We start from the raw sequence: 23,960 nt of genomic DNA, 5'->3' as shown, positions 1-23,960 counted from the left end.
ATGAAAACGACATCCGAAATTGAAGAATTAGTAGCAGCTGAAACAAAGAGAAGATTGGAAGAAATGGAGTCACCAAACTACGAGTTTGTTCAACCCTTCCTAAAAAGTGATTTCATTTTAATCATCTCCATAGTCCTAATCAACCTTGTTTTGATTATCTTAGCAATGACGGGAGGAATTCAATAACATGTCTAAAATGAATGACTATATCCAACAAGAAACCATAACCGGAATTGTTCCCATGACCAATAAGGATCGTCAATATTCTTTCTGGGATCTCTTTCTATCAACAAGTGGTTTTGCCATTGCAACTTGGTGCTATACCCAAGGAGCTTATGTGGCTCAATATTTGACCTTTAATCAAATGTTGATTAATATTTTTAGTTTTAATATTATTTGGGTCTTTATTGAGTGTCTCCCAATTCTGTTTGCGGTTAAATATGGGATTGATTTGTGGATTTGGTTGAGAGCTGTTCTAGGAAAAAGAGGTGTAGCCCTGTTATCAACCATTATTAGCTTGGCTAACTTTGGATGGTATGCTGTTGCGGCCAATCTTTTTGCCAGTTCCATGATTCATTTAGCAAATAATTTTGGTCTTGGTTTGGACAAGGGAGTATGGGCGCCTATTCTTGGTACCCTCTGTGTTCTTCTTGGGACTCTCATTGCTCTTGGAGGTCCAGAAGTGATTAAATGGACCAATCGCTTCTTGGTTATCGCCTTATTGATTGTCGGTCTGATCATCGTTGGAATCTGCTTTGTCGCTGTTCCTATAACGGATATTATGAATATCCAACCAGCCACTCAAGGAGATTTGACGCCATTAGAACGCTTCATGCTCTCTGGAGAAGGAAATGTTGCATTTGCTTTCTCTTGGTCTACACAGGCATTGGTTTTACCACGTTTGGCAAAATCAGAACGCAGTGGTTATTGGGCTACAGCCTTATCATACGGAGTTGTGGCTCCATTCTTCGTTGCGACAGGTGGAGTCATGGCTCTAGCCATGTTTGTCAAAACAGGTGTTTATGAAAGTGATCCAACAACCATGCTATCAACTCTAAGCACCCCAGCCTTTGCTCTCTTAAGTCTACTACTAGTAGCCTTTGCCAATATTGGAACCCAGGGGACTGGATCGTATGTGAACTGTATGATTGTCAAAAGTGGGATGCCCAAAGTAAGCTATAAACTAATGGTTTGGATTGCCATGGTTTACGTGAGTCTACTCACTATCTGGGGAGGAGTAGAAGAGTATTTCGGATCCTTCATCTCCCTAGCAGCCTATATTCAGGGGCCAATTATTGGTATGATTGTTGTCGACTATTTTATCTTAAGAAAACGAAAACTCGACTTGCGTTCAGCCTATTTCCTTGAAGGGCATGACGCATACGAATTTACTAAAGGATTTAACTTAGTTGGCTTGTCTTGCGTATTTATCTCTTTATTGGTAGCGGTACTATTTGTTTACAACCCTGTAACTGCACAGATTCAAAGTCCAATCTTTTTAATCACAACGGGCAGTGGCTTTACTGCGCTATTTGGCGGTCTTACTATACTGGTTAGCTAGTCTTAGCCCACTGAAACGTTATATGATAAAAGATCGAGACACTATTACGATTTAAGAAGAGAGGGGACTTCGGTTCCCTTTTAACTTACACTGGCATTTTATGCAAACTTCTCAGATTATTCAAAATCTTGAAAAAGAGATGAAAGCGTTTGATAGATTTTCTAAGAAAGTGTATAATAAAAGTAGCAATATAGAAGGAGAAGTCTCATGGCAGTTAAAGATTTCATGACCCGTAAGGTAGTTTATATCAGTCCAGATACGACTGTAGCACACGCAGCAGATTTGATGCGCGAGCAAGGTTTGCACCGTTTACCTGTTATCGAAAACGATCAATTAGTCGGATTGGTAACAGAAGGAACCATTGCGGAAGCCAGCCCATCTAAAGCAACCAGTCTCTCTATCTATGAGATGAATTATCTTCTGAATAAAACCAAAGTAAAAGATGTAATGATTCGAGATGTCGTGACTGTTTCTGGATATGCTAGCCTAGAAGATGCGACCTATCTGATGCTGAAAAATAAAATTGGGATATTACCAGTCGTAGACAATCATCAGGTCTACGGCGTCATTACAGATCGCGATGTTTTTCAGGCTTTCTTGGAAATCGCTGGATACGGAGAAGAGGGGATTCGTGTTCGTTTTATTACAGAAAATGAAGTCGGTGTACTGGGGAAAATTGTAGCTCTAATCGTAGAAGAAAATCTAAATATCTCGCACACAGTTAACATTCCACGTAAGGATGGGAAGGTCGTCATCGAAGTTCAAATTGATGGAAAAATCGATTTGACTTCATTAAAGGATAAGTTTGAAAAAGAAGGAATTCAAGTGGAGGAGATTACTCAGACCTCTGCCAAAATCCTTTAAACCAGAGGCTTTAGGGCCTCTTTTTTCTGCCACAAAAAGCGGTGAAAAGCAAAATATGGAAAGAAATGAGAGATTATGGTATAATAAAACGATATGAAAAGGAGTATCTATGGACATTTCAGAAATTCGTCAAAAAATTGACGCAAATCGTGAAAAATTAGCTTCTTTCAGGGGGTCTCTTTGACCTCGAAGGCTTAGAGGAGGAGATTGCCATCTTGGAAAACAAGATGACAGAACCTGATTTTTGGAACGATAATATAGCGGCCCAAAAAACGTCGCAAGAATTAAATGAATTAAAAAACACCTACAACACCTTCCGTAAAATGGAGGAGTTGCAGGATGAAGTTGAGATTTTACTAGACTTTTTAGCAGAAGACGAGTCAGTCCATGATGAACTGGTCGAACAGTTGACAGAACTGGATAAGATGATGACCAGCTACGAGATGACTCTTCTCTTGTCAGAACCTTATGACCATAATAATGCTATCTTGGAAATTCATCCAGGATCTGGTGGTACTGAGGCTCAGGACTGGGGCGATATGTTGCTCAGGATGTACACTCGTTATGGAAATGCCAAAGGCTTTAAAGTAGAAGTCTTGGATTACCAGGCTGGTGATGAAGCGGGTATCAAATCTGTGACCTTGTCTTTTGAAGGTCCCAATGCTTATGGCCTACTTAAATCAGAAATGGGTGTTCACCGTTTGGTCCGTATCTCGCCATTTGACTCTGCCAAACGTCGCCATACTTCATTTACATCCGTAGAGGTTATGCCTGAACTGGATGATACTATCGAAGTGGAGATTCGTGAAGATGATATCAAAATGGATACCTTCCGTTCAGGTGGTGCTGGTGGACAAAACGTCAATAAAGTTTCAACAGGTGTGCGTTTGACACACATTCCTACAGGAACTGTCGTCCAATCAACGGTCGATCGTACCCAGTATGGAAATAGAGATCGTGCCATGAAGATGTTGCAGGCTAAACTCTATCAGATGGAGCAAGAAAAGAAAGCTGCGGAAGTTGATTCCCTCAAAGGTGAGAAAAAAGAAATTACATGGGGAAGTCAGATTCGTTCTTATGTCTTCACACCTTATACTATGGTAAAAGATCACCGTACAAGCTTTGAAGTTTCCCAAGTAGATAAGGTCATGGATGGAGACCTTGATGGTTTCATCGATGCCTACCTCAAGTGGCGAATTAGCTAAGAAAGAAAGGAACTCATATGTCAATCATTGAAATGAGAGATGTTGTCAAAAAGTATGACAATGGAACGACTGCCCTGCGTGGTGTCTCTGTCACCATTGAACCAGGAGAGTTTGCCTATATCGTAGGACCTTCTGGGGCAGGTAAGTCAACCTTTATTCGAGCTTTATACCGAGAAGTAAAGATCGAAAAAGGAAGCCTATCAGTTGCAGGCTTTAATCTAGTTAAAATCAAGAAGAAAGATATCCCGCTTCTACGTCGTAGTGTCGGGGTTGTCTTTCAAGATTACAAACTCTTGCCTAAGAAAACGGTTTATGAGAATATTGCCTACGCAATGGAAGTTATCGGAGAGAATCGCCGTAACATCAAAAAACGTGTTATGGAAGTATTGGACCTAGTAGGTTTAAAACACAAGGTTCGTTCTTTCCCGAATGAACTCTCAGGTGGAGAACAGCAACGGATTGCGATTGCCCGTGCGATTGTCAACAATCCTAAAGTATTGATTGCTGATGAACCAACAGGAAACTTGGACCCAGATAATTCGTGGGAAATTATGAATCTGTTGGAACGCATCAATCTTCAAGGTACAACTGTTTTGATGGCGACCCACAACAGCCAAATCGTAAATACCTTGCGCCACCGTGTCATTGCCATTGAAAACGGCCGTGTCGTTCGTGACGAAGCTAAAGGAGAATATGGATACGATGATTAGTAGATTTTTTCGCCATTTATTTGAATCATTAAAAAGTTTAAAACGAAATGGCTGGATGACAGTAGCAGCAGTGAGTTCGGTTATGATTACCTTAACACTCGTTGCCCTGTTTGCATCTGTAATTTTTAATACAGCAAAACTGGCTACCGATATTGAAAACAACGTTCGTGTTATGGTCTACATTCGTAAGGATGTAGCAGATAACAGTGAAACGATTGAAAAAGAAGGTCAGACAGTTACCAATAATGACTACCACAAGGTCTATGATGCTTTGAAGGCGATGCCTGCTGTAAAAAGTGTTACCTTCTCAAGTAAAGAAGAACAATACGAGAAACTGACGGAAACAATGGGTGACGATTGGAAGGTCTTTGAAGGGGATGCAAATCCTCTCTATGATGCCTATATCGTCGATACAAATTCTCCAAGTGATGTTAAAACAGTAGCTGAAGAAGCGAAGAAAATTGAGGGAGTATCAGAGGTTCAAGATGGTGGAGCCAACACTCAACGGCTTTTTGAACTAGCTTCCTTTATCCGTGTTTGGGGATTGGTTATTGCAGGGCTCTTGATTTTTATTGCAGTCTTCCTCATTTCCAATACCATCCGTATTACCATTATTTCACGTAGTCGTGAGATTCAGATCATGCGTCTTGTTGGAGCGAGAAATGGTTATATCCGTGGCCCATTCTTGCTAGAAGGTGCTTTTATCGGCTTGCTTGGCGCAGCGATTCCTTCAGTTCTTGTATTCTTTGTTTACAATATCGTTTATCAATCAGTCAATAAATCCTTGGTAGGTCAAAACTTATCAATGATTACGCCAGATGTGTTTGTCCCTTTGATGACAGTTCTACTATTTGTAATCGGAATTTTCATTGGTTCAATTGGTTCAGGAATTTCGATGCGTCGATTCTTGAAAATCTAATTGGATATAAATGCAAATTGCAGAACAAATCAGAAAAATGATACATTTTTAAAAGAGAAGTTTTCGTAAACTTCTCTTTTTTCTTCTAAAAATTAAAAAAAGTAGACAATTTTTTATAAAAGCCTTTACAAAAAAAAATAAAGTGGTATAATTGAATTATAAATAAGTGCAAACGTTTTCGTAAAACGTTTGCCTAAAAAAATATAAAGGAGATTTGAATGATGAAAGATACATTCAAAAATGTCTTGTCTTTCGAATTTTGGCAAAAATTCGGTAAGGCATTGATGGTGGTTATCGCGGTTATGCCGGCTGCTGGATTGATGATTTCAATCGGTAAGTCGCTTGCATTGATTGACCCAAATCTTGCCCCACTTGTTATTACAGGTGGAATTCTTGAGCAAATCGGTTGGGGAGTTATCGGTAACCTTCATATTTTGTTTGCTCTTGCTATCGGTGGTAGCTGGGCTAAAGAACGTGCAGGCGGTGCTTTTGCAGCAGGACTTGCCTTTATCTTAATCAACCGTATCACTGGTACTATCTTTGGAGTTACAAGTGATATGCTGAAAAACCCTGAGGCTATGGTCACTACTCTCTTTGGAGGCTCAATCAAAGTTTCTGATTACTTCATCAGTGTTCTTGAAGCACCAGCATTGAACATGGGTGTTTTTGTAGGGATTATCTCTGGTTTTGTAGGGGCAACTGCCTTTAACAAATACTACAACTACCGTAAACTTCCTGATGCGCTTTCATTCTTCAATGGGAAACGCTTCGTACCATTCGTTGTCATCCTTCGTTCAGCTATTGCAGCAATTGTACTTGCAGCTTTCTGGCCAGTTGTTCAAACAGGTATCAACAACTTTGGTATCTGGATTGCCAATTCACAAGAAACAGCACCTGTTCTTGCACCATTCTTGTATGGTACTTTGGAACGTTTGCTCTTGCCATTTGGTCTTCACCACATGTTGACTATCCCAATGAACTATACAGCTCTTGGTGGTACTTATGACATTTTAACTGGTGCAGCTAAAGGTACTCAAGTATTCGGTCAAGACCCACTATGGCTTGCATGGGTAACAGACCTTGTAAACCTTAAAGGTACTGATGCTAGTCAATACCAACACTTGTTAGATACTGTTCACCCAGCTCGTTTCAAAGTTGGACAAATGATTGGTTCATTTGGTATCTTGATGGGTGTCATCGTTGCTATCTACCGTAATGTTGATGCTGATAAGAAACACCAATACAAGGGTATGATGATTGCGACAGCCCTTGCAACATTCTTGACAGGTGTTACTGAACCTATCGAGTATATGTTTATGTTCATCGCAACACCTCTTTACCTTGTTTATTCAGTAGTTCAAGGTGCTGCCTTTGCTATGGCTGATATTGTTCACCTTCGTGTGCACTCATTCGGTTCAATCGAATTCTTGACTCGTACTCCACTAGCTATCAATGCTGGTCTTGGTATGGATGTCATTAACTTTATCTGGGTAACTGTCCTCTTTGCAGTCATCATGTACTTCATTGCCAACTTCATGATTCAAAAATTCAACTATGCCACTCCAGGACGTAACGGAAACTATGAAACTGCTGAAGGAGCATCAGAAGATGCAGCTCCAGGAGAAACAAAAGTTGCAGCAGCTTCTCAAGCTGTAAATATCATTAACCTTCTTGGTGGTCGTGCAAACATCGTAGATGTAGATGCATGTATGACTCGTCTTCGTGTAACTGTTAAGGATGCAGATCGTGTTGGTACTGAGGAACAATGGAAAGCAGAAGGCGCTATGGGTCTTGTCATGAAAGGACAAGGTGTCCAAGCTATCTACGGACCAAAAGCTGACGTATTGAAATCTGATATCCAAGATATCCTTGACTCAGGTGAAGTAATTCCTGAAACTCTTCCAAGTCAAATGACAGAAGCTCAAAAAAATACTGTACATTTTAAAGGTGTAACTGAGGAAGTTTACTCAGTAGCTGACGGTCAAGTTATTGCCTTGGAACAAGTGAAAGATCCAGTCTTTGCTCAAAAAATGATGGGTGATGGTTTTGCAGTAGAACCAGCAAATGGAAACATTGTATCTCCAGTTTCAGGTACTGTATCAAGTATCTTCCCAACAAAACATGCACTTGGACTTGTTACTGAATCAGGTCTTGAAGTACTTGTTCATATTGGTTTGGATACTGTAAGTCTTGAAGGAAAACCATTTACTGTTCACGTTTCTGAAGGACAAAAGGTTGCAGCAGGTGATCTTCTTGTGACAGCTGACTTGGATGCTATCCGAGCAGCAGGTCGTGAAACATCAACAGTGGTTGTCTTTACAAATGGTGATGCTATCAAATCAGTTAAATTAGAACAAACAGGTTCTCTTGCAGCTAAAACAGCAGTTGCTAAAGTAGAATTGTAATATACTCGAGGTTGGAAGCTGTTTTCCAACCTCTTGTTTTAGGAGAAAAGCATGAAATTTTTAACACTCAATACTCATAGTTGGATGGAAAAAGAAGCAGAGGAAAAATTCCAGCTCTTGCTCCAAGATATTCTTGACAAAGATTATGATTTGATCTGTTTTCAAGAAATTAATCAAGAAATGACTTCGCCTGAGGTAGAGGTTAACAATCACTATCAAGCTTTGCCATCAGCAGAACCCATTCATCAGGATCACTATGTCCGACTTCTGGTTGAAAAATTGGCTGAGAAAGGGAAAAACTACTATTGGACCTGGGCCTATAACCATATCGGTTATGACCGCTACCATGAAGGTGTAGCCATCTTATCCAAAACACCGATTAAGGCGCGTGAAATTTTAGTGTCAGATGTAGATGATCCAACGGACTACCATACTCGCCGTGTTGCCTTGGCGGAGACAGAAGTTGAAGGTAAGGAGCTTGCTCTTGCAAGTGTCCATCTCTCTTGGTGGGATAAAGGTTTCCAAGAAGAATGGGCACGATTTGAGGCTGTACTAAAAGAGTTGAACAAACCTCTGATTTTAGCGGGTGATTTTAATAATCCAGCTGGTCAGGAAGGCTATCAAGCGATTTTAGCTAGCCCATTAGGATTACAAGACGCGTTTGAAGTTGCGAAAGAAAGAAGTGGTAGCTATACCGTTCCACCAGAAATTGATGGTTGGAAAGGCAATACTGAACCACTACGAATCGACTATGTCTTTACGACAAAAGAGTTAGAAGTAGAGAGTTTGCATGTAGTTTTTGATGGCCAAAATGGTCCACAAGTCAGTGACCACTATGGTTTGAATGCTATTTTAAACTGGAAATAAAAATGAAAGGAAGTAATTCCTTTCATTTTTTGCTTCTCGAACTGGACTACTGAAAATGTTCAAAATATGGTATAATGGTTAGATGAATAGAATCGAGGATAATATGTCATTTACAAAATTTCAGTTTAAAAACTATATAGAAAAGGCATTGGAGGAGTTGAAGTTTACGACTCCTACCGAAGTTCAGGAAAAGTTGATTCCTATTGTCTTGGCGGGTCGTGACTTGGTGGGCGAGTCAAAAACAGGTTCAGGAAAGACTCATACTTTCTTATTACCAATTTTCCAACAATTAGATGAAACTAGCGATAGTGTGCAAGCGGTGATTACTGCACCAAGTCGTGAGTTGGCTACTCAGATCTACCAAGCAGCCCGTCAAATCGCAGCCCACTCAGAAGTAGAAGTTCGTGTGGTTAATTATGTAGGTGGTACGGATAAGGCGCGTCAGATTGAAAAACTTGCCAGCAATCAACCACATATCGTTATTGGAACGCCCGGTCGCATCTATGACTTGGTCAAATCTGGTGATTTAGCTATTCACAAGGCCAAGACCTTTGTAGTTGATGAAGCCGATATGACCTTGGATATGGGATTCTTGGAAACCGTTGATAAGATTGCAGGGAGCCTTCCAAAAGACTTGCAATTCATGGTCTTTTCAGCGACGATTCCTCAAAAATTGCAACCGTTCTTGAAAAAATACTTGTCAAATCCTGTTATGGAGAAAATCAAGACCAAGACAGTCATCTCAGATACGATTGATAACTGGTTGATTTCAACTAAGGGACGAGATAAGAATGCTCAGATTTACCAACTGACTCAGTTGATGCAACCTTATTTGGCAATGATCTTTGTTAACACAAAAACGCGTGCTGATGAATTGCATGCCTACTTGACTGCCAAAGGATTGAAGGTAGCAAAGATTCATGGAGATATTGCTCCTCGTGAACGCAAACGGATCATGAATCAGGTGAAAAATCTGGATTTTGAGTACATTGTTGCAACAGACTTGGCAGCGCGTGGAATTGACATTGAAGGGGTCAGCCATGTTATCAATGATGCCATTCCGCAAGACTTGTCTTTCTTTGTTCACCGTGTTGGACGTACTGGACGCAACGGACTGCCTGGTACAGCGATTACCCTTTACCAGCCTAGTGATGACTCGGATATCCGTGAGTTGGAGAAATTAGGGATCAAGTTTACTCCTAAGATGGTCAAAGACGGAGAGTTTCAAGATACCTATGACCGTGATCGTCGTGCTAATCGTGAAAAGAAGCAGGATAAGCTTGATATCGAAATGATTGGCTTGGTCAAAAAGAAAAAGAAAAAAGTCAAACCAGGCTATAAGAAGAAGATTCAATGGGCGGTGGATGAAAAACGTCGCAAAACCAAGCGTGCTGAAAATCGCGCACGTGGCCGTGCAGAGCGTAAAGCAAAACGCCAAACATTTTAAGAACAAAATTGGAGCTGAATGGCTCCTTTTTGTAACTTCATTTTATAAATTATCGAAAAGAATGCAAAAATGAGTAAAAAGTGGTATAATGATAAGGTTATATAGTCCCGATAAGATGGTAGAAATTTCTATCAGTACTTTGTAACTCGCAAAGAATGACAGCTCAAAAGTCGCTTGTCCTTCTACGGTTGCCGCTATAACGCGATCGCCATGTGCGCCTTACTAGCTTCAGAAATAAAAAAGTATCGTTTTATTTCTTTCGCGTCGTAACTCGCAAAGAATGATGGCTCCAAAGTCGCTCGTCCTTCTACGGTTGCCGCTATAACGCGGTCACCCTATGCGCCTTATTAGCTTCAGAAATAAAAAAGTATCGTTTTATTTCTTTCGCGTCGTAACTCTTAGACGATAGAAATACCTATCAGTACTTTGTAACTCTATAACAATATTTTTTAAGGGGGGACATTTTTATGTCAGAACGTAAATTATTCACGTCTGAATCTGTATCTGAGGGGCATCCAGATAAGATTGCAGACCAAATTTCAGATGCGATTTTGGATGCTATTTTAGCAAAGGATCCAGAGGCGCACGTTGCTGCTGAGACAGCTGTATACACTGGTTCTGTCCATGTTTTTGGTGAAATTTCTACAAATGCCTATGTGGATATCAACCGTGTGGTTCGTGATACCATTGCAGAGATTGGTTATACGAATGCAGAATATGGTTTTTCTGCGGAAACAGTTGGAGTTCATCCATCGCTTGTTGAGCAGTCACCGGATATCGCCCAAGGTGTTAACGAAGCCTTGGAAGTCCGTGGAAATGCAGATCAAGATCCGCTTGACTTGATTGGTGCTGGTGACCAAGGTCTCATGTTTGGATTTGCAGTGGATGAGACAGAAGAACTCATGCCATTGCCAATTTCACTCAGCCACAAACTGGTTCGTCGCTTGGCAGAACTTCGTAAGTCTGGTGAAATCAGCTATCTTCGCCCAGACGCAAAATCACAAGTTACAGTTGAGTATGATGAAAATGATCGTCCGGTACGTGTGGACACAGTCGTTATTTCAACTCAGCACGATCCAGAAGCTACTAATGAACAAATCCATCAAGATGTGATTAACAAGGTTATCAAAGAAGTTATTCCAGCTTCTTACTTGGATGAGCAAACAAAATTCTTCATCAATCCGACTGGCCGCTTTGTAATCGGTGGACCTCAAGGAGACTCAGGTTTGACTGGTCGTAAGATCATCGTGGATACCTATGGTGGGTATTCTCGTCATGGTGGCGGTGCCTTCTCTGGTAAGGATGCGACGAAGGTGGACCGTTCAGCCTCTTATGCGGCTCGCTACATTGCCAAGAATATCGTGGCAGCAGGTCTTGCTAAGAAAGTAGAAGTGCAATTGGCCTATGCCATCGGTGTGGCGCAGCCTGTCTCTGTTCGTATCGATACTTTTGGTACAGGAACAGTAGCTGAAAGCAAGCTTGAAAAAGCAGCGCGTCAAATCTTTGACCTTCGCCCTGCAGGAATTATTCAAATGCTGGATCTCAAACGCCCAATTTACCGTCAAACAGCGGCTTATGGACACATGGGACGTACAGATATTGACCTTCCATGGGAACGATTAGACAAGGTAGATGCTTTAAAAGAAGCGGTGAAATAGAATTAAAAGATTGGTAGCTGTGCACTACCAATCTTTTTTGCAAAAGAAAACCAGCTTTTGGCTGGTCTTCTTATTTCATAGGGATTGAAATCTCAATCAATTTATCTGAATAAAGCGTCTTGATATTGGCTTCATCAATGCTTCCTTTATCGATTTTACGTTTCAAGAAGAAGTCTTGGATGGTTTCGATTTCAGGTTCACGAATAGCTCGGTGTTTGTTGGAAATGAGGATTTCATAGTGAAGCGGGGCTTGTGTGAAAACTACATCTGTATTTCCAGCAGAATAGACCTCGACAAGAGTTGCGTCTGTGCTTTCTAATTGGCTTTTAACAAGTTGCGAGTGTGAGTTTGTCGTATTGATAAGCTTCATAACAGTTCCTCCGATTTTCTAACTCTATTATAGCACTTTTTGAATAAAATCGTGTATTTTAGCCAATTCCATGCTGGATTTTCCAAGCTTCAATTCCCCATTTATGGCTACCACGTTTGAGTTTTTCAATTGCTTCATCAATAGGAAACCAAGCAATATGATTAAAATCTTCCAATGGTTTTTGTACTTCTTGGAAAGAAATAGCTTCATAGAGATAAGCTGGATTATAGTAGTAGGTATCGCGGTGGCGAGAGTAGAAATACTCATCAGCTTGCCCATAATAGATTCCGATTTCAGCTGTAAAGCCAAGTTCTTCGATTAGTTCTCTCTTCAGTGCTTCTTGATGATCTTCGCCTGCTTCAATCTCTCCACCTGGCAAGAACCAAGCACCATTGGGAGCTTGAACTAGGACAATTTGTTTTTTCTCCGCATCCGGAATAACTGCGTACACACCATAGCGGGGCTGGTAGGTCACATTCTCTTTTTTATCACCAAAAGTTGGGTTTGCCATTGCATTTTCCTCATTCTCTAGTATCTTTATTATTATCATAATGGACGAGGGGCAAGCTGTCAAGGTTTTGCATTTATTTTAGTAAAAAAGGTGCAGAAAATGATAGACTTTCTGCACATGTTATATAGAATTATTCTTCTATTTCAGAAGCAATCTCTTCTGTTTTCTCAGTTTTTTTGGCAGATTTGATTTGAATCTTGCCATTGCTTGTCATAACTGCCTTGAGGTCTTTTTCACTTGGGTTTTCAAGGTAGTAGTCTGTGATAGCATCCTCGATATGGTCTTGAATGGTGCGGCGGAGTGGGCGCGCCCCCATTTTTGGGTCATAACCTAGGTCAACCAACTTTTCCTTGACTTTGTCCGTTACATCGAGATGGATGTTGTTGCTGGAGAGGCGTTTGTTGACATATGCAAGCATGAGTTCGACGATTTGGAGAAGATTGTCCTTGCTGAGAGGTTTAAATTCGATGATGCCATCAAAACGGTTCATAAATTCAGGGCTAAAGAAGTTGCCGAGTTCACCGAGAACAGAGTTGGTTCGACCTTCACGAGCTGCCCCAAAACCAACGCTGGCTTCGGCCTTACCAGTACCCGCATTTGAAGTCATGATAATGATAGCATCCTTAAAGCTAACTGTTCGTCCTTGCCCATCTGTCAAACGACCATCGTCCAAGACTTGAAGGAACATGTGCATGACATCTGGGTGTGCTTTTTCAACTTCATCGAGAAGGATGAGAGAATATGGGTTGCGACGAACCTTTTCAGTCAGCTGCCCAGCTTCATCATAACCAACATAACCTGGAGGGGCTCCGACCAATTTAGCTACACTGTGTTTTTCCATGTATTCACTCATATCAAAGCGAATCATGCTGTCAGCAGAACCAAAGAGCTCAATGGCTAGTTGTTTGGAAAGTTCTGTTTTACCGACACCAGTTGGTCCGACAAAGAGGAAGCTTCCGATTGGCCGGTTAGGAGTTCCAAGTCCAACACGATTACGACGGATGGCTTTGGCAATCTTATCGACAGCTTCATCTTGACCAATGACATGAGCTTTGAGGTCGTCTGCTAGATGGATAAGCTGAGACTGTTCTTTTTCTTTGAGTTCTCCAACAGGGATATTGGTTTTCTGCTCAATGATATGTTCGATGGTTTTCTCGCTGATAATTGGAGTATCCTGATCGGTCACCTTGTTTTTCTGCATTTCCTTGTACTTGGCAATCTGATCGCGGAAATAAGCAGCCTTTTCAAAGTCTTCCTCTCGTGTAGCCTGAGCTTTGAGATTCTCAGCTTCAATTAAACGCTGATCAATCACTTTAGGATCAACAAAGTTCAGCGTCAGATTCATCTTTGAACCAGCTTCATCCAACAGGTCAATAGCCTTGTCTGGCAAGAAGCGGTCTTGGATATAGCGATTGGAAAGATTCGCAGCAGCTTCGATAGCCGCATCAGTATACTTGACGTGATGGTAGTCTTCGTATTTCTTTTGAACCCCTTTAAGGATGGTAATGGTTTCTTCGACAGTTGGTTCATCTACCTTGACAGGCTGCATACGACGCTCTAGGGCAGCATCTTTTTCAATGATACGGTATTCATTGAGAGTAGTGGCACCGACCATTTGTAATTCACCACGGGCAAGGGCAGGTTTGAGGATATTTCCTGCATCCATATTGCCATCGCCAGCAGATCCCGCACCAACAATTTCATGGATTTCATCGATAAAGAGGATGATATCCTCACGTTTGCGAATTTCTTCCATGAGCTTTTGCATGCGTTCTTCAAATTGGCCTCGGATCCCTGTTCCTTGAACTAGGCTAACCACATCCAGACGGATGACCTGCTTGCCTTGGAGTTTATGGGGAACATCACCATCGACAATCTTCTGAGCTAGACCTTCTACAACAGCTGTTTTACCAACACCAGGTTCTCCGATAAGAACAGGATTGTTCTTGGTTCTTCGGTTGAGGATTTCGATAACGCGGATAATCTCCTCATCTCGACCGATAACAGGGTCAATATCTCCTCGACGAGCTATTTCAGTCACGTTGATACCATACTCCTCTAGGAGTCCTCTTTCTTGGCTAGGAGGAGGTGTTTGAACAGGTCCGCGGTTTTGAGGTCCATAACCACCGTTTCCTCCATATCCTCCACCAGATTGAGTTGGAGGGACGTTATTTGAAGAAGGTTTGAAATTGTTCAAATCATTGAAAAAGTCGCCGAAAGGATCAAAGTCATGATTATTTAAGTCAGTCATTCCTTTAAAGAGGGTATTATTTGGATCTGTTTTGATGATTTTATAGCAATTTTGACAGAGATCAATTTGCTTTTGCTGTCCATTGATATTGGTATACAGATGAATTGTTGAGTCGTTAATTTTACAGTTTTGACAGAGCATACATCTACCTCATTTCATTCTTATTCTTGGCCTAAGAAAAAGGTCAAAAATAGTCAAAGTTTTATACTCTCATTATAGCATGATTAAGGTGTAAAGCAAGTAAAAAGATTGGGAAGTGGTCGTTTTTAAAAGAGGGATTTATGGAGAATCCAGCGACATTGAAGGTAAGAAAAAATCCCATTTGTGGTGACAAAAAGGATTCTCATTCATCGGGACTTACTGCCCGTTGTTTTTATATTAGTAAAGGAGTTCGTAGATCTCCATTGCAATCAAATCAATGCTATCAAAGGTATAAGTTTCACGAGCTTCTACATCGCGAAGGGTGAAGAGTGATCCGTTTTCTTCGTCGTGGCTGTATGCAACCTCTGCGACAACAACACCTTCACGTTCAAAATTACGTTTTAGATTTCCACCATCTTTTGTCATTGCTTCTAGGCGGTTAATGATTCTAACCAAATGTGATTCCATTTTGATTCTCCTCCATTTCTTATCGTTTCTATTTTACCATAAACAAGAGGTAGTTGACTAGAAAAAAACTGTGATTTCTCTCTATTTCTCTATTCTATCAAGTTAATTGTTAAAATTAGGGAAAAAAGATTGCATTTTAATTCAATTCATGTTATAATCATACGATCTAATACATAGAAAGTTGATTGAATATGAATTTTTCTTTTTTACCAAAGTATTTACCATATTTTAACTATGGTGCTCTGATTACCGTATTGATTTCCATCCTTGTTGTCTGCTTAGGGACCATTATAGGTGTGTTACTGGCCTTTGCCCAACGTTCACGCTTTAAACCGATCGTTTGGTTTGCAAATGTGTATGTTTGGATTTTCCGTGGTACTCCAATGATGGTTCAGATTATGATTGCCTTTGCTCTTATGCATATCAATGCTCCGACTATCCAAGTGGGAATTTTAGGAGTAGACCTTTCTCGTTTAATTCCAGGTATTCTGATTATCTCGATGAACAGTGGTGCTTATGTGTCTGAAACCGTTCGTGCAGGGATAAATGCAGTTCCTAAAGGGCAGTTGGAGGCCGCTTACTCTCTTGGTATTCGTCCGAAAAATGCCATGCGTTATGTCATTTTGCCACAAGCTATCAAAAATATTCTTCCAGCGCTGGGAAATGAATTTATCACCATTATCAAGGATAGTTCCCTCTTGTCGGCAATTGGGGTGATGGAGTTGTGGAATGGTGCAACGACTGTAGCGACAACAACGTATTTACCGCTGACTCCCCTTTTATTTGCAGCCTTTTACTATTTGATTATGACCTCTGTTTTGACAGTGGCGTTGAAAGCATTTGAAAAACATATTGGACAAGGAGACAAGAAATAATGACAGAAACCTTGATTAGAATTGAAGAACTACATAAGTCTTTTGGGAAAAATGAAGTTTTAAAAGGTATCAACCTTGAGATTAAACGAGGAGAAGTTGTGGTCATTATCGGTCCGTCAGGGAGCGGGAAATCAACTCTCCTTCGTTCGATGAATCTCCTTGAAGAAGCAAGTAAAGGTAAAGTTATCTTTGAAGGAGTTGATATTACAGATAAGAAAAATGACCTTTTTGCTATGCGTGAAAAGATGGGCATGGTATTCCAACAATTCAACCTCTTTCCCAATATGACAGTGATGGAAAATATCACTTTGTCCCCAATTAAAACCAAAGGTGAAAGCAAGGAAGTTGCGGAGAAAAGAGCACAGGAACTGTTAGAAAAAGTTGGTTTGCCAGATAAGGCAACGGCCTACCCACAGAGCTTGTCAGGTGGTCAGCAGCAACGGATTGCCATTGCACGTGGACTTGCTATGGAACCAGATGTTTTGCTCTTTGATGAGCCGACTTCAGCCCTAGATCCTGAGATGGTTGGAGAAGTTCTAGCTGTTATGCAAGACCTCGCTAAGTCAGGGATGACTATGGTGATTGTGACTCATGAAATGGGCTTTGCGCGTGAAGTAGCAGACCGTGTTATCTTTATGGCGGATGGAGTTGTTGTCGAAGATGGAACACCAGAGGAGATTTTCGATCAAACAAAAGAACAACGGACCAAGGAATTTTTGAGTAAGGTTTTGTAAGACCTCATTTTTAGAAGAAATGGAGTAGGCATCATGGCTTCCAGTAAAGAATATTTAGATTTCATTCTCGAACAGCTATCAGAGCTAGAGGAGATGAGTTATCGTCCAATGATGGGAGAGTATATCCTTTATTATCGTGGGAAGATTATTGGGGGAGTCTATGATAATCGTTTGTTACTGAAGCCTGTGAAGGTGGTCATGGATCAACTGGGAAAGACTAGGCTTGAACGTCCTTATGAAGGAGCTAAGGAGATGATTTTGATAGAAGACATTGAGGATAAGTCATTTCTAACGAGATTAATTAAGGATATGTATGAAGTCTTACCGGCTCCAAAAGTTAAAAAGAAAGCATGACAGATTTACCCGGTATAAATAGGTACAAAAGCTCGATAAGGGCTTTTTCTTATAGTTTCAGACTATAAGGTCTATTAGTCAAGAAATGTTAGAATGACAAGGTATTTTTTGATATAATAGAGGATATTTGATAGAAAAGGGAAGAGATATGGCACGGATTATCGATGGGAAGGCTCTTGCAGCTAAGTTACAAGGACAATTAGCTGAAAAGACTGCCAAACTAAAAGAAGAAACAGGTTTAGTTCCAGGCTTGGTGGTGATTTTGGTGGGGGACAATCCTGCCAGCCAAGTCTACGTTCGCAACAAGGAACGGTCAGCTCTCGCTGCTGGCTTCCGTAGTGAGGTAGTGCGAGTTCCTGAGACCATTACCCAAGCGGAATTGTTAGACTTGATTGCCAAATACAATCAAGATCCAGCTTGGCATGGGATTTTGGTCCAGTTACCTTTGCCAAAACATATTGACGAAGAGGCAGTTTTATTAGCCATTGACCCCGAAAAAGACGTGGATGGTTTCCATCCCCTAAACATGGGTTGCCTCTGGTCTGGTCATCCAGTTATGATTCCTTCGACACCTGCAGGAATTATGGAAATGTTTCATGAATATGGGATTGAGTTGGAAGGTAAGAATGCGGTTGTTATCGGTCGCTCAAATATCGTTGGAAAACCGATGGCTCAGCTTCTTTTAGCCAAGAATGCGACTGTGACCTTGACCCACTCACGCACCCATCATCTTGCCAAGGTGGCTGCAAAGGCGGATATTCTTGTGGTTGCAATCGGTCGTGCTAAGTTTGTGACTCCAGACTTTGTCAAACCTGGCGCGGTTGTCATTGACGTTGGGATGAACCGAGATGAAAATGGCAAGCTTTGTGGAGATGTTGACTATGATGCCGTTGCACCACTTGCCAGTCACATCACACCTGTACCGGGTGGAGTTGGTCCTATGACGATTACCATGCTGATGGAGCAAACCTATCAGGCAGCGCTTCGAACACTAAACAAGGACTAGGAAGATGAAATTCGTATTTGATCTGGATGGGACACTATCTTTTGACTACATGACCATAGATGAAGAGATTCAGCAGGTTCTTTTAAAGGCTGAAGATTATGGGCATGAGGTTGTGTTTGCCTCAGCTCGCTCTTATCGGGATTGTTTGGGTTTATTAGGTTCTGAACTCAGTCAGCGCTTAGTCATAGGGTTGAATGGTGGCGTAGCCTATCATTTGGGGAAGGCTATCTTCGAAAGGAATCTTGATGCTAGAGTTTATCATGCGCTAGTTGATTATTGCCAGACCTACAATCTCCCTTTTTTTGCAGATGATTGCTTTGACTATAGCGGTCAGATTGTAGAGAAGATTCCATTTATCTCCAGTGTAGATCCCCTAAAGGTGGCTCGTCATCAGAAACTTGAGGACTTGGGGACTCCGATTAAAGTAGTCGTTTATATGGGTGACCACGAGGATTTGCTTGATGATCTGCTTGGTCAGCTAGAAAGACTAGGACAGGCTCATCTCTCCTATCATGCGCATGAAAAGTGCCTTTATGTTAATCCCTTGGATACTCATAAGGCAACAACTGTTGAAAAGTTATGTGGGGAGAACTTCATCGCTTTTGGAAATGACCAAAACGATATTGAACTATTTAAAACGTCTCTCTATTCTGTCCAGATAGGAGATTTTGCCGGCCTTACTCCATATGCAGATGACACGTTAGAGCTAAAAGGAGCTCCTTCTCCAGCAGTGGCAGCTAAAATCTTACAGACCTTTGCGGAATTTAAGGGAAAATAGATAGAAGGAGGTTTGCCCCTCCTTTTGTAGTATAATGGAGTGAGAGGAAAAAACGATGAAAGTGATTGATCAAACTTTACTAGAAAGAGTCATTATTGAACGGCCTTGTCACAGTCATAAGGGAGATTACGGTCGTCTGCTCTTGCTGGGAGGGACCTATCCTTATGGGGGAGCTATCATCATGTCAGCCATTGCAGCTGTTAAAAGTGGGGCAGGTTTGGTGACTGTTGGCACGGATAAGGAGAATATCCCAGCCCTGCACAGCCATTTACCTGAGGCCATGGCATTTTCTCTTCAAGACCAGCAATTGTTAAAAGAACAGTTGGAAAAGGCTGAAGTTATCTTGTTAGGTCCGGGTTTGCGAGAGGATGCATTCGGAGAAGAACTCGTAAAACGGGTCTGTAACAGCCTTAGAAAAGACCAGATTATGATTGCAGATGGCGGTGCTTTGGGCATCTTAGCAAAAGCTCATTTGACATTCCCATCTAGTCAGCTCATCCTAACTCCCCACCAAAAGGAATGGGAAAGACTGTCTGGTATAGTTCTTGACCATCAAAATACAGAGGCGACTGCTAGGGCTCTTTCTGCTTTTCCTAAAGGAACGATTTTAGTTGAGAAAGGTCCGGCAACTCGTATCTGGCAAGCTGGTCAGTCTGAATATTATCGGTTACAGGTTGGAGGCCCCTATCAAGCAACTGGTGGGATGGGAGATACTCTTGCTGGGATGATTGCAGGATTTACAGGTCAGTTTCATCAAGTCAGTCTCTATGAGAGGGTAGTGGTAGCAACTCACCTTCATTCAGCTATCGCGCAAGAACTTGCTCAAGAAAACTACCTTGTCTTGCCAACCGAAATTAGCAAGCTACTTCCGAAAGCAATGAAAAAAATATCTCAAAAAGGCAGCTAATACCTTGGTTGTCTTTTTTATGTTGATGTAGCTTTGTTAATAAGGTTTTCAAATACCTCAGAACTAGCGACCAACTGCTGAATTTGCGTGAAATTCTCACTTTTAAGATCTTGATTTTTAGTCAAACTCACAATTAAAGTGAGATTGTTATCAAAGTTGAGGGGTGTCAAATCATGCTTTTTTTGATATAATTTTTAATGATGAATGCGAGAAATGATCGGTATGTGGTCGTTGATTTAGAGGCGACCAGCACTGGAAGCAAGGCAAAAATTATTCAAGTAGGCATTGTGGTGATTGAGAATGGTGACATCATCGATCAGTATGCGACCGATGTCAATCCCCACGAACCCTTGGATTCTCATATCAAAGAATTAACGGGTCTGACCGATCAGCGTTTGGCTGCGGCACCAGAGTTTTCTCAGGTGGCTGGAAAAATTTTTGAATTGGTTAAGGACGGTATTTTTGTTGCGCACAATGTACAGTTTGATGCCAACCTTCTTGCAGAATTTCTCTTTTTTGAAGGATATGAATTGCGCACACCGCGGGTGGATACAGTTGAGCTTGCCCAAGTTTTGTATCCTCAGTTTGAAAAGTATAACTTAGGTATCCTTTGTCAAGAGTTGGGCATTGAGCTGGAACATGCCCATACTGCCCTGTCAGATGCTCAGGCAACAGCTGAACTCTTGCTTTACATGCGTCAAAAACTATTTGAGTTACCAAAAGGGCTCCTAGAAAGCTTATTAAACCTTGCAGACAACCTTCTCTATGAAAGTTATCTGGTCATTGAGGAGGTCTATCAGCAACAATCTCTCTTATCTTCGCCAGACTTGATGGAGCTTCATGGGCTTTTCCTCAAAAAGGAAAGCAAATGCTTAGTCCCACGAAAGTTATCCAAAGATTTTGCTAAAAATATTTCTTTATTGGGGCTGGAGGAACGTCCACAGCAGCTGGATTTTGCGGAGAAGGTTGAGCAATTATTGGAAGAACACCAAACTTCCTTTATCCAAGCCCAAACGGGACTGGGCAAGACTTATGGTTATCTCCTCCCAGCTTTGAACTTGGAGAGTCAAGCAGGGATCCTAGTGAGCGTTCCGACCAAAATTCTTCAAAATCAAATCATGCAAGAAGAAGGTCAGAGCTTAAAAGAGGTCTTCCATCTGGAAATTCATAGTCTCAAGGGGCCTCAAAATTACTTGAAATTGGATGCCTTTCACCGAGTTCTCCATCGAACGGAGTCCAATCGCCTCTTCACACGCTTTAAAATGCAACTGCTCATCTGGCTAACAGAGACAGAGACAGGTGACTTGGACGAAATCGGGCAGCTTTATCGCTACCAGCATTTTCTGCCAGAACTAGTCCACGATGGCAAGCTTTCAAAGAAAAGTTTATTTGCTACAGAGGATTTTTGGAAACGAGGGCAGGAAAAGGCCAAGACCAGTCGTGTTCTCTTGACTAATCATGCCTATCTGGTCACTCGTTTGGAAGACAATCCAGAGTTTGTTGATAACCGTTTGGTGATTTTGGATGAAGCTCAAAAAATGCTGCTAGCTCTTGAAAATCTAGCCCAGCAGGCTTATCGCCTTGAGGAGCTTGTAACCCAAATTGAAAAGTCCTTGGAGACAGAGGAAGATTTGGTTCAGAAGCGCTTGCTTGAGAGTATCGGTTTTGAATGTCGATACTTGATAGAGCACTATCAGTCAGGCTTTAAGAATGGAAAGTGGTTGGATTCTCTTGAACAGTTGCGCCAGCATTTTTCGGAGTTAGCTCTCCCAGAGTATAGAGAAATTGCAAATTTTTTCACATCGGACCGTGAATTTTGGCTTGCTGCAACTGAGAAGTCTAGCAAGGATGTTTTGATTTGTTCAAGCAAAAAAGGCCGCTTTATACTAGCAGACCTATTGCCAGAAGATTGCAGGCTCCTAGGAGTATCGGCCACTCTTGAAATCAGCAATCGGGTTTCCTTAGCAGATTTATTGGGATTTCCAGATGCTCCGCTTGTTAAGCTTGATGTAGCAAAACAGGAGCAACAAGAAGTCTTTCTAGTCGATGATTTTCCTCTTGTGACAGAAGTTTCACCTGTTGACTATGCTAGTGAAGTGGCTTCTGTTATCCGAAGGTTACAAGCCTTTCAAGAACCCATACTGGTCTTGTTTACCTCAAAAGAGATGTTGCTGGCAGTTTCAGACTTGCTCGACCAACCGCATCTAGCTCAGTATAAAAATGGGGAACCAAGCCAACTGAAAAAACGTTTTGAAAAAGGTGAACGCCAGATCTTGCTTGGAACAGGTAGTTTCTGGGAAGGGGTTGATTTTTCAACCCATCCTTGTGTAATTCAAGTGATTCCGAGATTGCCTTTCCAAAACCCCCAAGAACCGTTAACCAAAAAATTAAACCAAGAACTGCGTCAAGAAGGGAAAAATCCTTTCTATGATTATCAGTTGCCGATGGCGATTATTCGGCTAAAACAAGCTCTGGGCCGTACTGTTAGACGAACTGACCAAGGTTCGATTGCTCTAATCTTAGACAGCCGTATCGTTAGCAAGCGTTACGGCAAACAAATCGCTCAGGCCTTGTCAAAAGAAAGGGCTGTTCAGGTTCTTTCTAGAGAACAGCTAGAGCCTGCTGTAGCTGATTTTTTCCAATCCCGTCGCAATAGAATGAAAGAAAAATCCAAGAAAGAGAATAGGTGAAAAATATGAAACGTTCCTTCGACTCTCGAGTCGATTATAGCCTCCTTCTACCTGTATTTTGTTTACTGGTGATTGGAGTAATGGCAATTTATATAGCAGTTAGCCATGACTATCCCAATAATGTACTTCCAATTCTAGGTCAGCAAATCGCCTGGATTGCTTTAGGGCTTGTCATTGGCTTTGTCGTCATGTTCTTCAATACTGAGTTTTTATGGAAGGTGACTCCTTATCTCTATGGTTTAGGCCTAGCCTTGATGGTCCTCCCTCTTGTTTTCTACAATCCAAATCTTGTAGCGTCAACAGGTGCCAAAAACTGGGTATCGATTGGTGGAACGACACTCTTTCAGCCATCGGAGTTCATGAAGATTTCCTATATCTTGATGCTAGCTCGAGTCATCGTACAATTCACTCAAAAACACAAGGAATGGCGACGGACTATTCCTTTGGATTTCCTATTGATTGGTTGGATGATTGCCTTTACCATCCCAGTCTTGATCCTCTTAGCCCTACAAAGTGACTTGGGGACTGCCTTGGTCTTTGTAGCTATTTTTTCCGGTATGGTTCTCCTTTCGGGTGTTTCGTGGAAGATTATCATTCCGGTTTTTGCGACAGGAGTTACTGCGGTTGTAGGATTCATGGCCATCTTTATAAGCAAGGATGGACGTGCCTTCTTGCATCAGATTGGAATGCCAACCTACCAGATTAACCGTATTTTGGCCTGGCTCAATCCCTTTGACTTTGCGCAAACAACGACTTACCAACAGGCGCAGGGACAAATTGCGATTGGAAGTGGTGGCTTGTTTGGACAAGGTTTCAATGTGTCCAATCTCCTCATTCCAGTACGTGAGAGTGATATGATTTTTACCGTAATTGCTGAAGACTTTGGCTTCATTGGTTCGGTCTTTGTCGTTGCCTTGTACTTACTTCTCATCTATCGAATGTTAAAGATTACGCTCAGGTCAAATAACCAGTTCTACACCTACATTTCGACTGGTTTTATCATGATGTTGCTCTTCCATATCTTTGAAAATATCGGTGCCGTGACAGGCTTACTTCCTTTGACAGGGATTCCTCTACCTTTCATTTCTCAAGGGGGCTCCGCTATTATTAGTAACCTCATCGGTGTCGGTCTCCTCTTGTCTATGAGTTACCAGACCAATCTAGCAGAAGAGAAAAGTGGAAAAGTTCCATTCAAACGAAAGAAAGTCGTCCTAAAACAAATCAAATAAGGAGGCCACT

21 protein-coding genes and 1 pseudogene are annotated in these 23,960 nt (G+C 41.5%); 18 read left to right on the top strand and 4 right to left on the bottom strand.

Annotation, left to right across the window (positions count from 1 at the left end; all coding sequences use genetic code 11):
- From MK405_RS04240 to metK, 10 genes and pseudogenes are all read left to right on the top strand, one after another.
- The gene (locus MK405_RS04240) at positions 1-186 is read left to right on the top strand and encodes a hypothetical protein (RefSeq protein ID WP_000859101.1); all 186 of its coding nucleotides are present in this window, start codon (positions 1-3) and stop codon (positions 184-186) included.
- A 1-nt stretch (position 187) separates the two neighbouring features.
- Positions 188-1,616 (top strand): annotated as a pseudogene (locus MK405_RS04235) (cytosine permease).
- 152 nt (positions 1,617-1,768) lie between these two features.
- Entirely contained in the window at positions 1,769-2,425 is a 657-nt protein-coding gene (locus MK405_RS04230; protein ID WP_033584964.1) for a CBS domain-containing protein, read from the top strand.
- Between the two features lie 109 nt (positions 2,426-2,534).
- Positions 2,535-3,630 (top strand): peptide chain release factor 2 gene (gene prfB / locus MK405_RS04225; RefSeq protein WP_142357240.1). Its coding sequence is split into 2 segments (ribosomal slippage): positions 2,535-2,606 and positions 2,608-3,630, totalling 1,095 coding nucleotides; the frame shifts between segments, so codons are not numbered across the junction.
- 17 nt (positions 3,631-3,647) lie between these two features.
- A complete protein-coding gene (gene ftsE, locus MK405_RS04220) occupies positions 3,648-4,340 on the top strand; it encodes a cell division ATP-binding protein FtsE (protein WP_000022271.1) in 693 nt (230 codons plus the stop codon).
- Positions 4,333-5,259, top strand: coding sequence for a permease-like cell division protein FtsX (gene ftsX / locus MK405_RS04215; RefSeq protein ID WP_000625557.1), 927 nt, complete (start codon positions 4,333-4,335; stop codon positions 5,257-5,259). Before ftsE ends, ftsX begins: the two co-directional genes overlap by 8 nt.
- Before the next feature lie 218 nt (positions 5,260-5,477).
- Positions 5,478-7,664 carry a PTS transporter subunit IIBC gene (locus MK405_RS04210; protein WP_109289778.1) on the top strand — a complete coding sequence of 729 codons (2,187 nt, stop codon included), beginning with the start codon at positions 5,478-5,480 and terminating at the stop codon, positions 7,662-7,664.
- A gap of 51 nt (positions 7,665-7,715) precedes the next feature.
- The gene (locus tag MK405_RS04205) at positions 7,716-8,531 is read left to right on the top strand and encodes an endonuclease/exonuclease/phosphatase family protein (RefSeq protein ID WP_084872745.1); all 816 of its coding nucleotides are present in this window, start codon (positions 7,716-7,718) and stop codon (positions 8,529-8,531) included.
- Positions 8,532-8,634: 103 nt separating this feature from the next.
- Entirely contained in the window at positions 8,635-9,978 is a 1,344-nt protein-coding gene (locus MK405_RS04200; RefSeq protein WP_268704407.1) for a DEAD/DEAH box helicase, read from the top strand.
- 467 nt (positions 9,979-10,445) lie between these two features.
- Complete coding sequence (gene metK, locus MK405_RS04195) at positions 10,446-11,636, top strand: methionine adenosyltransferase (RefSeq protein ID WP_084872749.1); 1,191 nt, start codon at positions 10,446-10,448, stop codon at positions 11,634-11,636.
- 70 nt (positions 11,637-11,706) lie between these two features.
- Here metK and MK405_RS04190 read toward each other — a convergent pair whose 3' ends face one another.
- From MK405_RS04190 to MK405_RS04175, 4 genes are all read right to left on the bottom strand, one after another.
- Positions 11,707-12,006 carry a DUF1827 family protein gene (locus MK405_RS04190; RefSeq protein ID WP_000767206.1) on the bottom strand — a complete coding sequence of 100 codons (300 nt, stop codon included), beginning with the start codon at positions 12,004-12,006 and terminating at the stop codon, positions 11,707-11,709.
- A 58-nt stretch (positions 12,007-12,064) separates the two neighbouring features.
- Positions 12,065-12,517 (bottom strand): NUDIX hydrolase, encoded by a 453-nt coding sequence (locus MK405_RS04185; protein WP_268704406.1) that lies wholly within the window; start codon positions 12,515-12,517, stop codon positions 12,065-12,067.
- A 130-nt stretch (positions 12,518-12,647) separates the two neighbouring features.
- The gene (locus tag MK405_RS04180; RefSeq protein WP_268704405.1) at positions 12,648-14,909 is read right to left on the bottom strand and encodes an ATP-dependent Clp protease ATP-binding subunit; all 2,262 of its coding nucleotides are present in this window, start codon (positions 14,907-14,909) and stop codon (positions 12,648-12,650) included.
- A 237-nt stretch (positions 14,910-15,146) separates the two neighbouring features.
- Positions 15,147-15,377, bottom strand: a complete 231-nt coding sequence (locus MK405_RS04175) for a DUF1797 family protein (protein WP_000443577.1) — start codon at positions 15,375-15,377, stop codon at positions 15,147-15,149.
- A 191-nt stretch (positions 15,378-15,568) separates the two neighbouring features.
- Here MK405_RS04175 and MK405_RS04170 point away from each other — a divergent pair, with 191 nt between their 5' ends.
- The 8 genes from MK405_RS04170 (at position 15,569) to MK405_RS04135 (ending at position 23,950) form a co-directional block, all read left to right on the top strand.
- The gene (locus MK405_RS04170; protein ID WP_268704404.1) at positions 15,569-16,252 is read left to right on the top strand and encodes an amino acid ABC transporter permease; all 684 of its coding nucleotides are present in this window, start codon (positions 15,569-15,571) and stop codon (positions 16,250-16,252) included.
- Complete coding sequence (locus MK405_RS04165) at positions 16,252-16,986, top strand: amino acid ABC transporter ATP-binding protein (RefSeq protein ID WP_000140969.1); 735 nt, start codon at positions 16,252-16,254, stop codon at positions 16,984-16,986. Before MK405_RS04170 ends, MK405_RS04165 begins: the two co-directional genes overlap by 1 nt.
- Before the next feature lie 33 nt (positions 16,987-17,019).
- A complete protein-coding gene (locus MK405_RS04160) occupies positions 17,020-17,340 on the top strand; it encodes a TfoX/Sxy family protein (RefSeq protein ID WP_000168537.1) in 321 nt (106 codons plus the stop codon).
- A 148-nt stretch (positions 17,341-17,488) separates the two neighbouring features.
- Positions 17,489-18,346 (top strand): bifunctional methylenetetrahydrofolate dehydrogenase/methenyltetrahydrofolate cyclohydrolase, encoded by an 858-nt coding sequence (locus MK405_RS04155; protein ID WP_268704403.1) that lies wholly within the window; start codon positions 17,489-17,491, stop codon positions 18,344-18,346.
- A 4-nt stretch (positions 18,347-18,350) separates the two neighbouring features.
- Positions 18,351-19,124: an HAD hydrolase family protein gene (locus MK405_RS04150; protein WP_084939165.1), complete on the top strand. Its 774-nt coding sequence runs from the start codon at positions 18,351-18,353 to the stop codon at positions 19,122-19,124.
- A 55-nt stretch (positions 19,125-19,179) separates the two neighbouring features.
- Positions 19,180-20,031 (top strand): NAD(P)H-hydrate dehydratase, encoded by an 852-nt coding sequence (locus MK405_RS04145; RefSeq protein WP_084939164.1) that lies wholly within the window; start codon positions 19,180-19,182, stop codon positions 20,029-20,031.
- 200 nt (positions 20,032-20,231) lie between these two features.
- Positions 20,232-22,721 carry a bifunctional DnaQ family exonuclease/ATP-dependent helicase gene (locus tag MK405_RS04140; RefSeq protein WP_419153025.1) on the top strand — a complete coding sequence of 830 codons (2,490 nt, stop codon included), beginning with the start codon at positions 20,232-20,234 and terminating at the stop codon, positions 22,719-22,721.
- Positions 22,722-22,726: 5 nt separating this feature from the next.
- Positions 22,727-23,950, top strand: coding sequence for an FtsW/RodA/SpoVE family cell cycle protein (locus MK405_RS04135; protein WP_084873488.1), 1,224 nt, complete (start codon positions 22,727-22,729; stop codon positions 23,948-23,950).
- Positions 23,951-23,960: the final 10 nt, after the last annotated feature.

The sequence above is a fragment of the Streptococcus oralis genome (assembly GCF_026782345.1).
GTDB lineage: Bacteria > Bacillota > Bacilli > Lactobacillales > Streptococcaceae > Streptococcus > Streptococcus oralis_CK.
This window is presented reverse-complemented; position numbering and strand designations above follow the sequence as displayed.

What these genes read in the sequence shown, in the direction of transcription:
- MK405_RS04140 (WP_419153025.1), top strand. Translation starts at nt 20,232, where the DNA reads ATGAATGCGAGAAATGATCGGTATGTGGTCGTTGATTTAGAGGCGACC.
- MK405_RS04205 (WP_084872745.1), top strand. Translation starts at nt 7,716, where the DNA reads ATGAAATTTTTAACACTCAATACTCATAGTTGGATGGAAAAAGAAGCA.
- MK405_RS04175 (WP_000443577.1), bottom strand. Translation starts at nt 15,377, where the DNA reads ATGGAATCACATTTGGTTAGAATCATTAACCGCCTAGAAGCAATGACA.
- MK405_RS04230 (WP_033584964.1), top strand. Translation starts at nt 1,769, where the DNA reads ATGGCAGTTAAAGATTTCATGACCCGTAAGGTAGTTTATATCAGTCCA.
- MK405_RS04240 (WP_000859101.1), top strand. Translation starts at nt 1, where the DNA reads ATGAAAACGACATCCGAAATTGAAGAATTAGTAGCAGCTGAAACAAAG.
- MK405_RS04150 (WP_084939165.1), top strand. Translation starts at nt 18,351, where the DNA reads ATGAAATTCGTATTTGATCTGGATGGGACACTATCTTTTGACTACATG.
- MK405_RS04185 (WP_268704406.1), bottom strand. Translation starts at nt 12,517, where the DNA reads ATGGCAAACCCAACTTTTGGTGATAAAAAAGAGAATGTGACCTACCAG.
- MK405_RS04180 (WP_268704405.1), bottom strand. Translation starts at nt 14,909, where the DNA reads ATGCTCTGTCAAAACTGTAAAATTAACGACTCAACAATTCATCTGTAT.
- MK405_RS04155 (WP_268704403.1), top strand. Translation starts at nt 17,489, where the DNA reads ATGGCACGGATTATCGATGGGAAGGCTCTTGCAGCTAAGTTACAAGGA.
- MK405_RS04210 (WP_109289778.1), top strand. Translation starts at nt 5,478, where the DNA reads ATGATGAAAGATACATTCAAAAATGTCTTGTCTTTCGAATTTTGGCAA.
- metK (WP_084872749.1), top strand. Translation starts at nt 10,446, where the DNA reads ATGTCAGAACGTAAATTATTCACGTCTGAATCTGTATCTGAGGGGCAT.
- MK405_RS04135 (WP_084873488.1), top strand. Translation starts at nt 22,727, where the DNA reads ATGAAACGTTCCTTCGACTCTCGAGTCGATTATAGCCTCCTTCTACCT.
- MK405_RS04200 (WP_268704407.1), top strand. Translation starts at nt 8,635, where the DNA reads ATGTCATTTACAAAATTTCAGTTTAAAAACTATATAGAAAAGGCATTG.
- MK405_RS04160 (WP_000168537.1), top strand. Translation starts at nt 17,020, where the DNA reads ATGGCTTCCAGTAAAGAATATTTAGATTTCATTCTCGAACAGCTATCA.
- ftsX (WP_000625557.1), top strand. Translation starts at nt 4,333, where the DNA reads ATGATTAGTAGATTTTTTCGCCATTTATTTGAATCATTAAAAAGTTTA.
- ftsE (WP_000022271.1), top strand. Translation starts at nt 3,648, where the DNA reads ATGTCAATCATTGAAATGAGAGATGTTGTCAAAAAGTATGACAATGGA.
- MK405_RS04145 (WP_084939164.1), top strand. Translation starts at nt 19,180, where the DNA reads ATGAAAGTGATTGATCAAACTTTACTAGAAAGAGTCATTATTGAACGG.
- MK405_RS04170 (WP_268704404.1), top strand. Translation starts at nt 15,569, where the DNA reads ATGAATTTTTCTTTTTTACCAAAGTATTTACCATATTTTAACTATGGT.
- MK405_RS04190 (WP_000767206.1), bottom strand. Translation starts at nt 12,006, where the DNA reads ATGAAGCTTATCAATACGACAAACTCACACTCGCAACTTGTTAAAAGC.
- MK405_RS04165 (WP_000140969.1), top strand. Translation starts at nt 16,252, where the DNA reads ATGACAGAAACCTTGATTAGAATTGAAGAACTACATAAGTCTTTTGGG.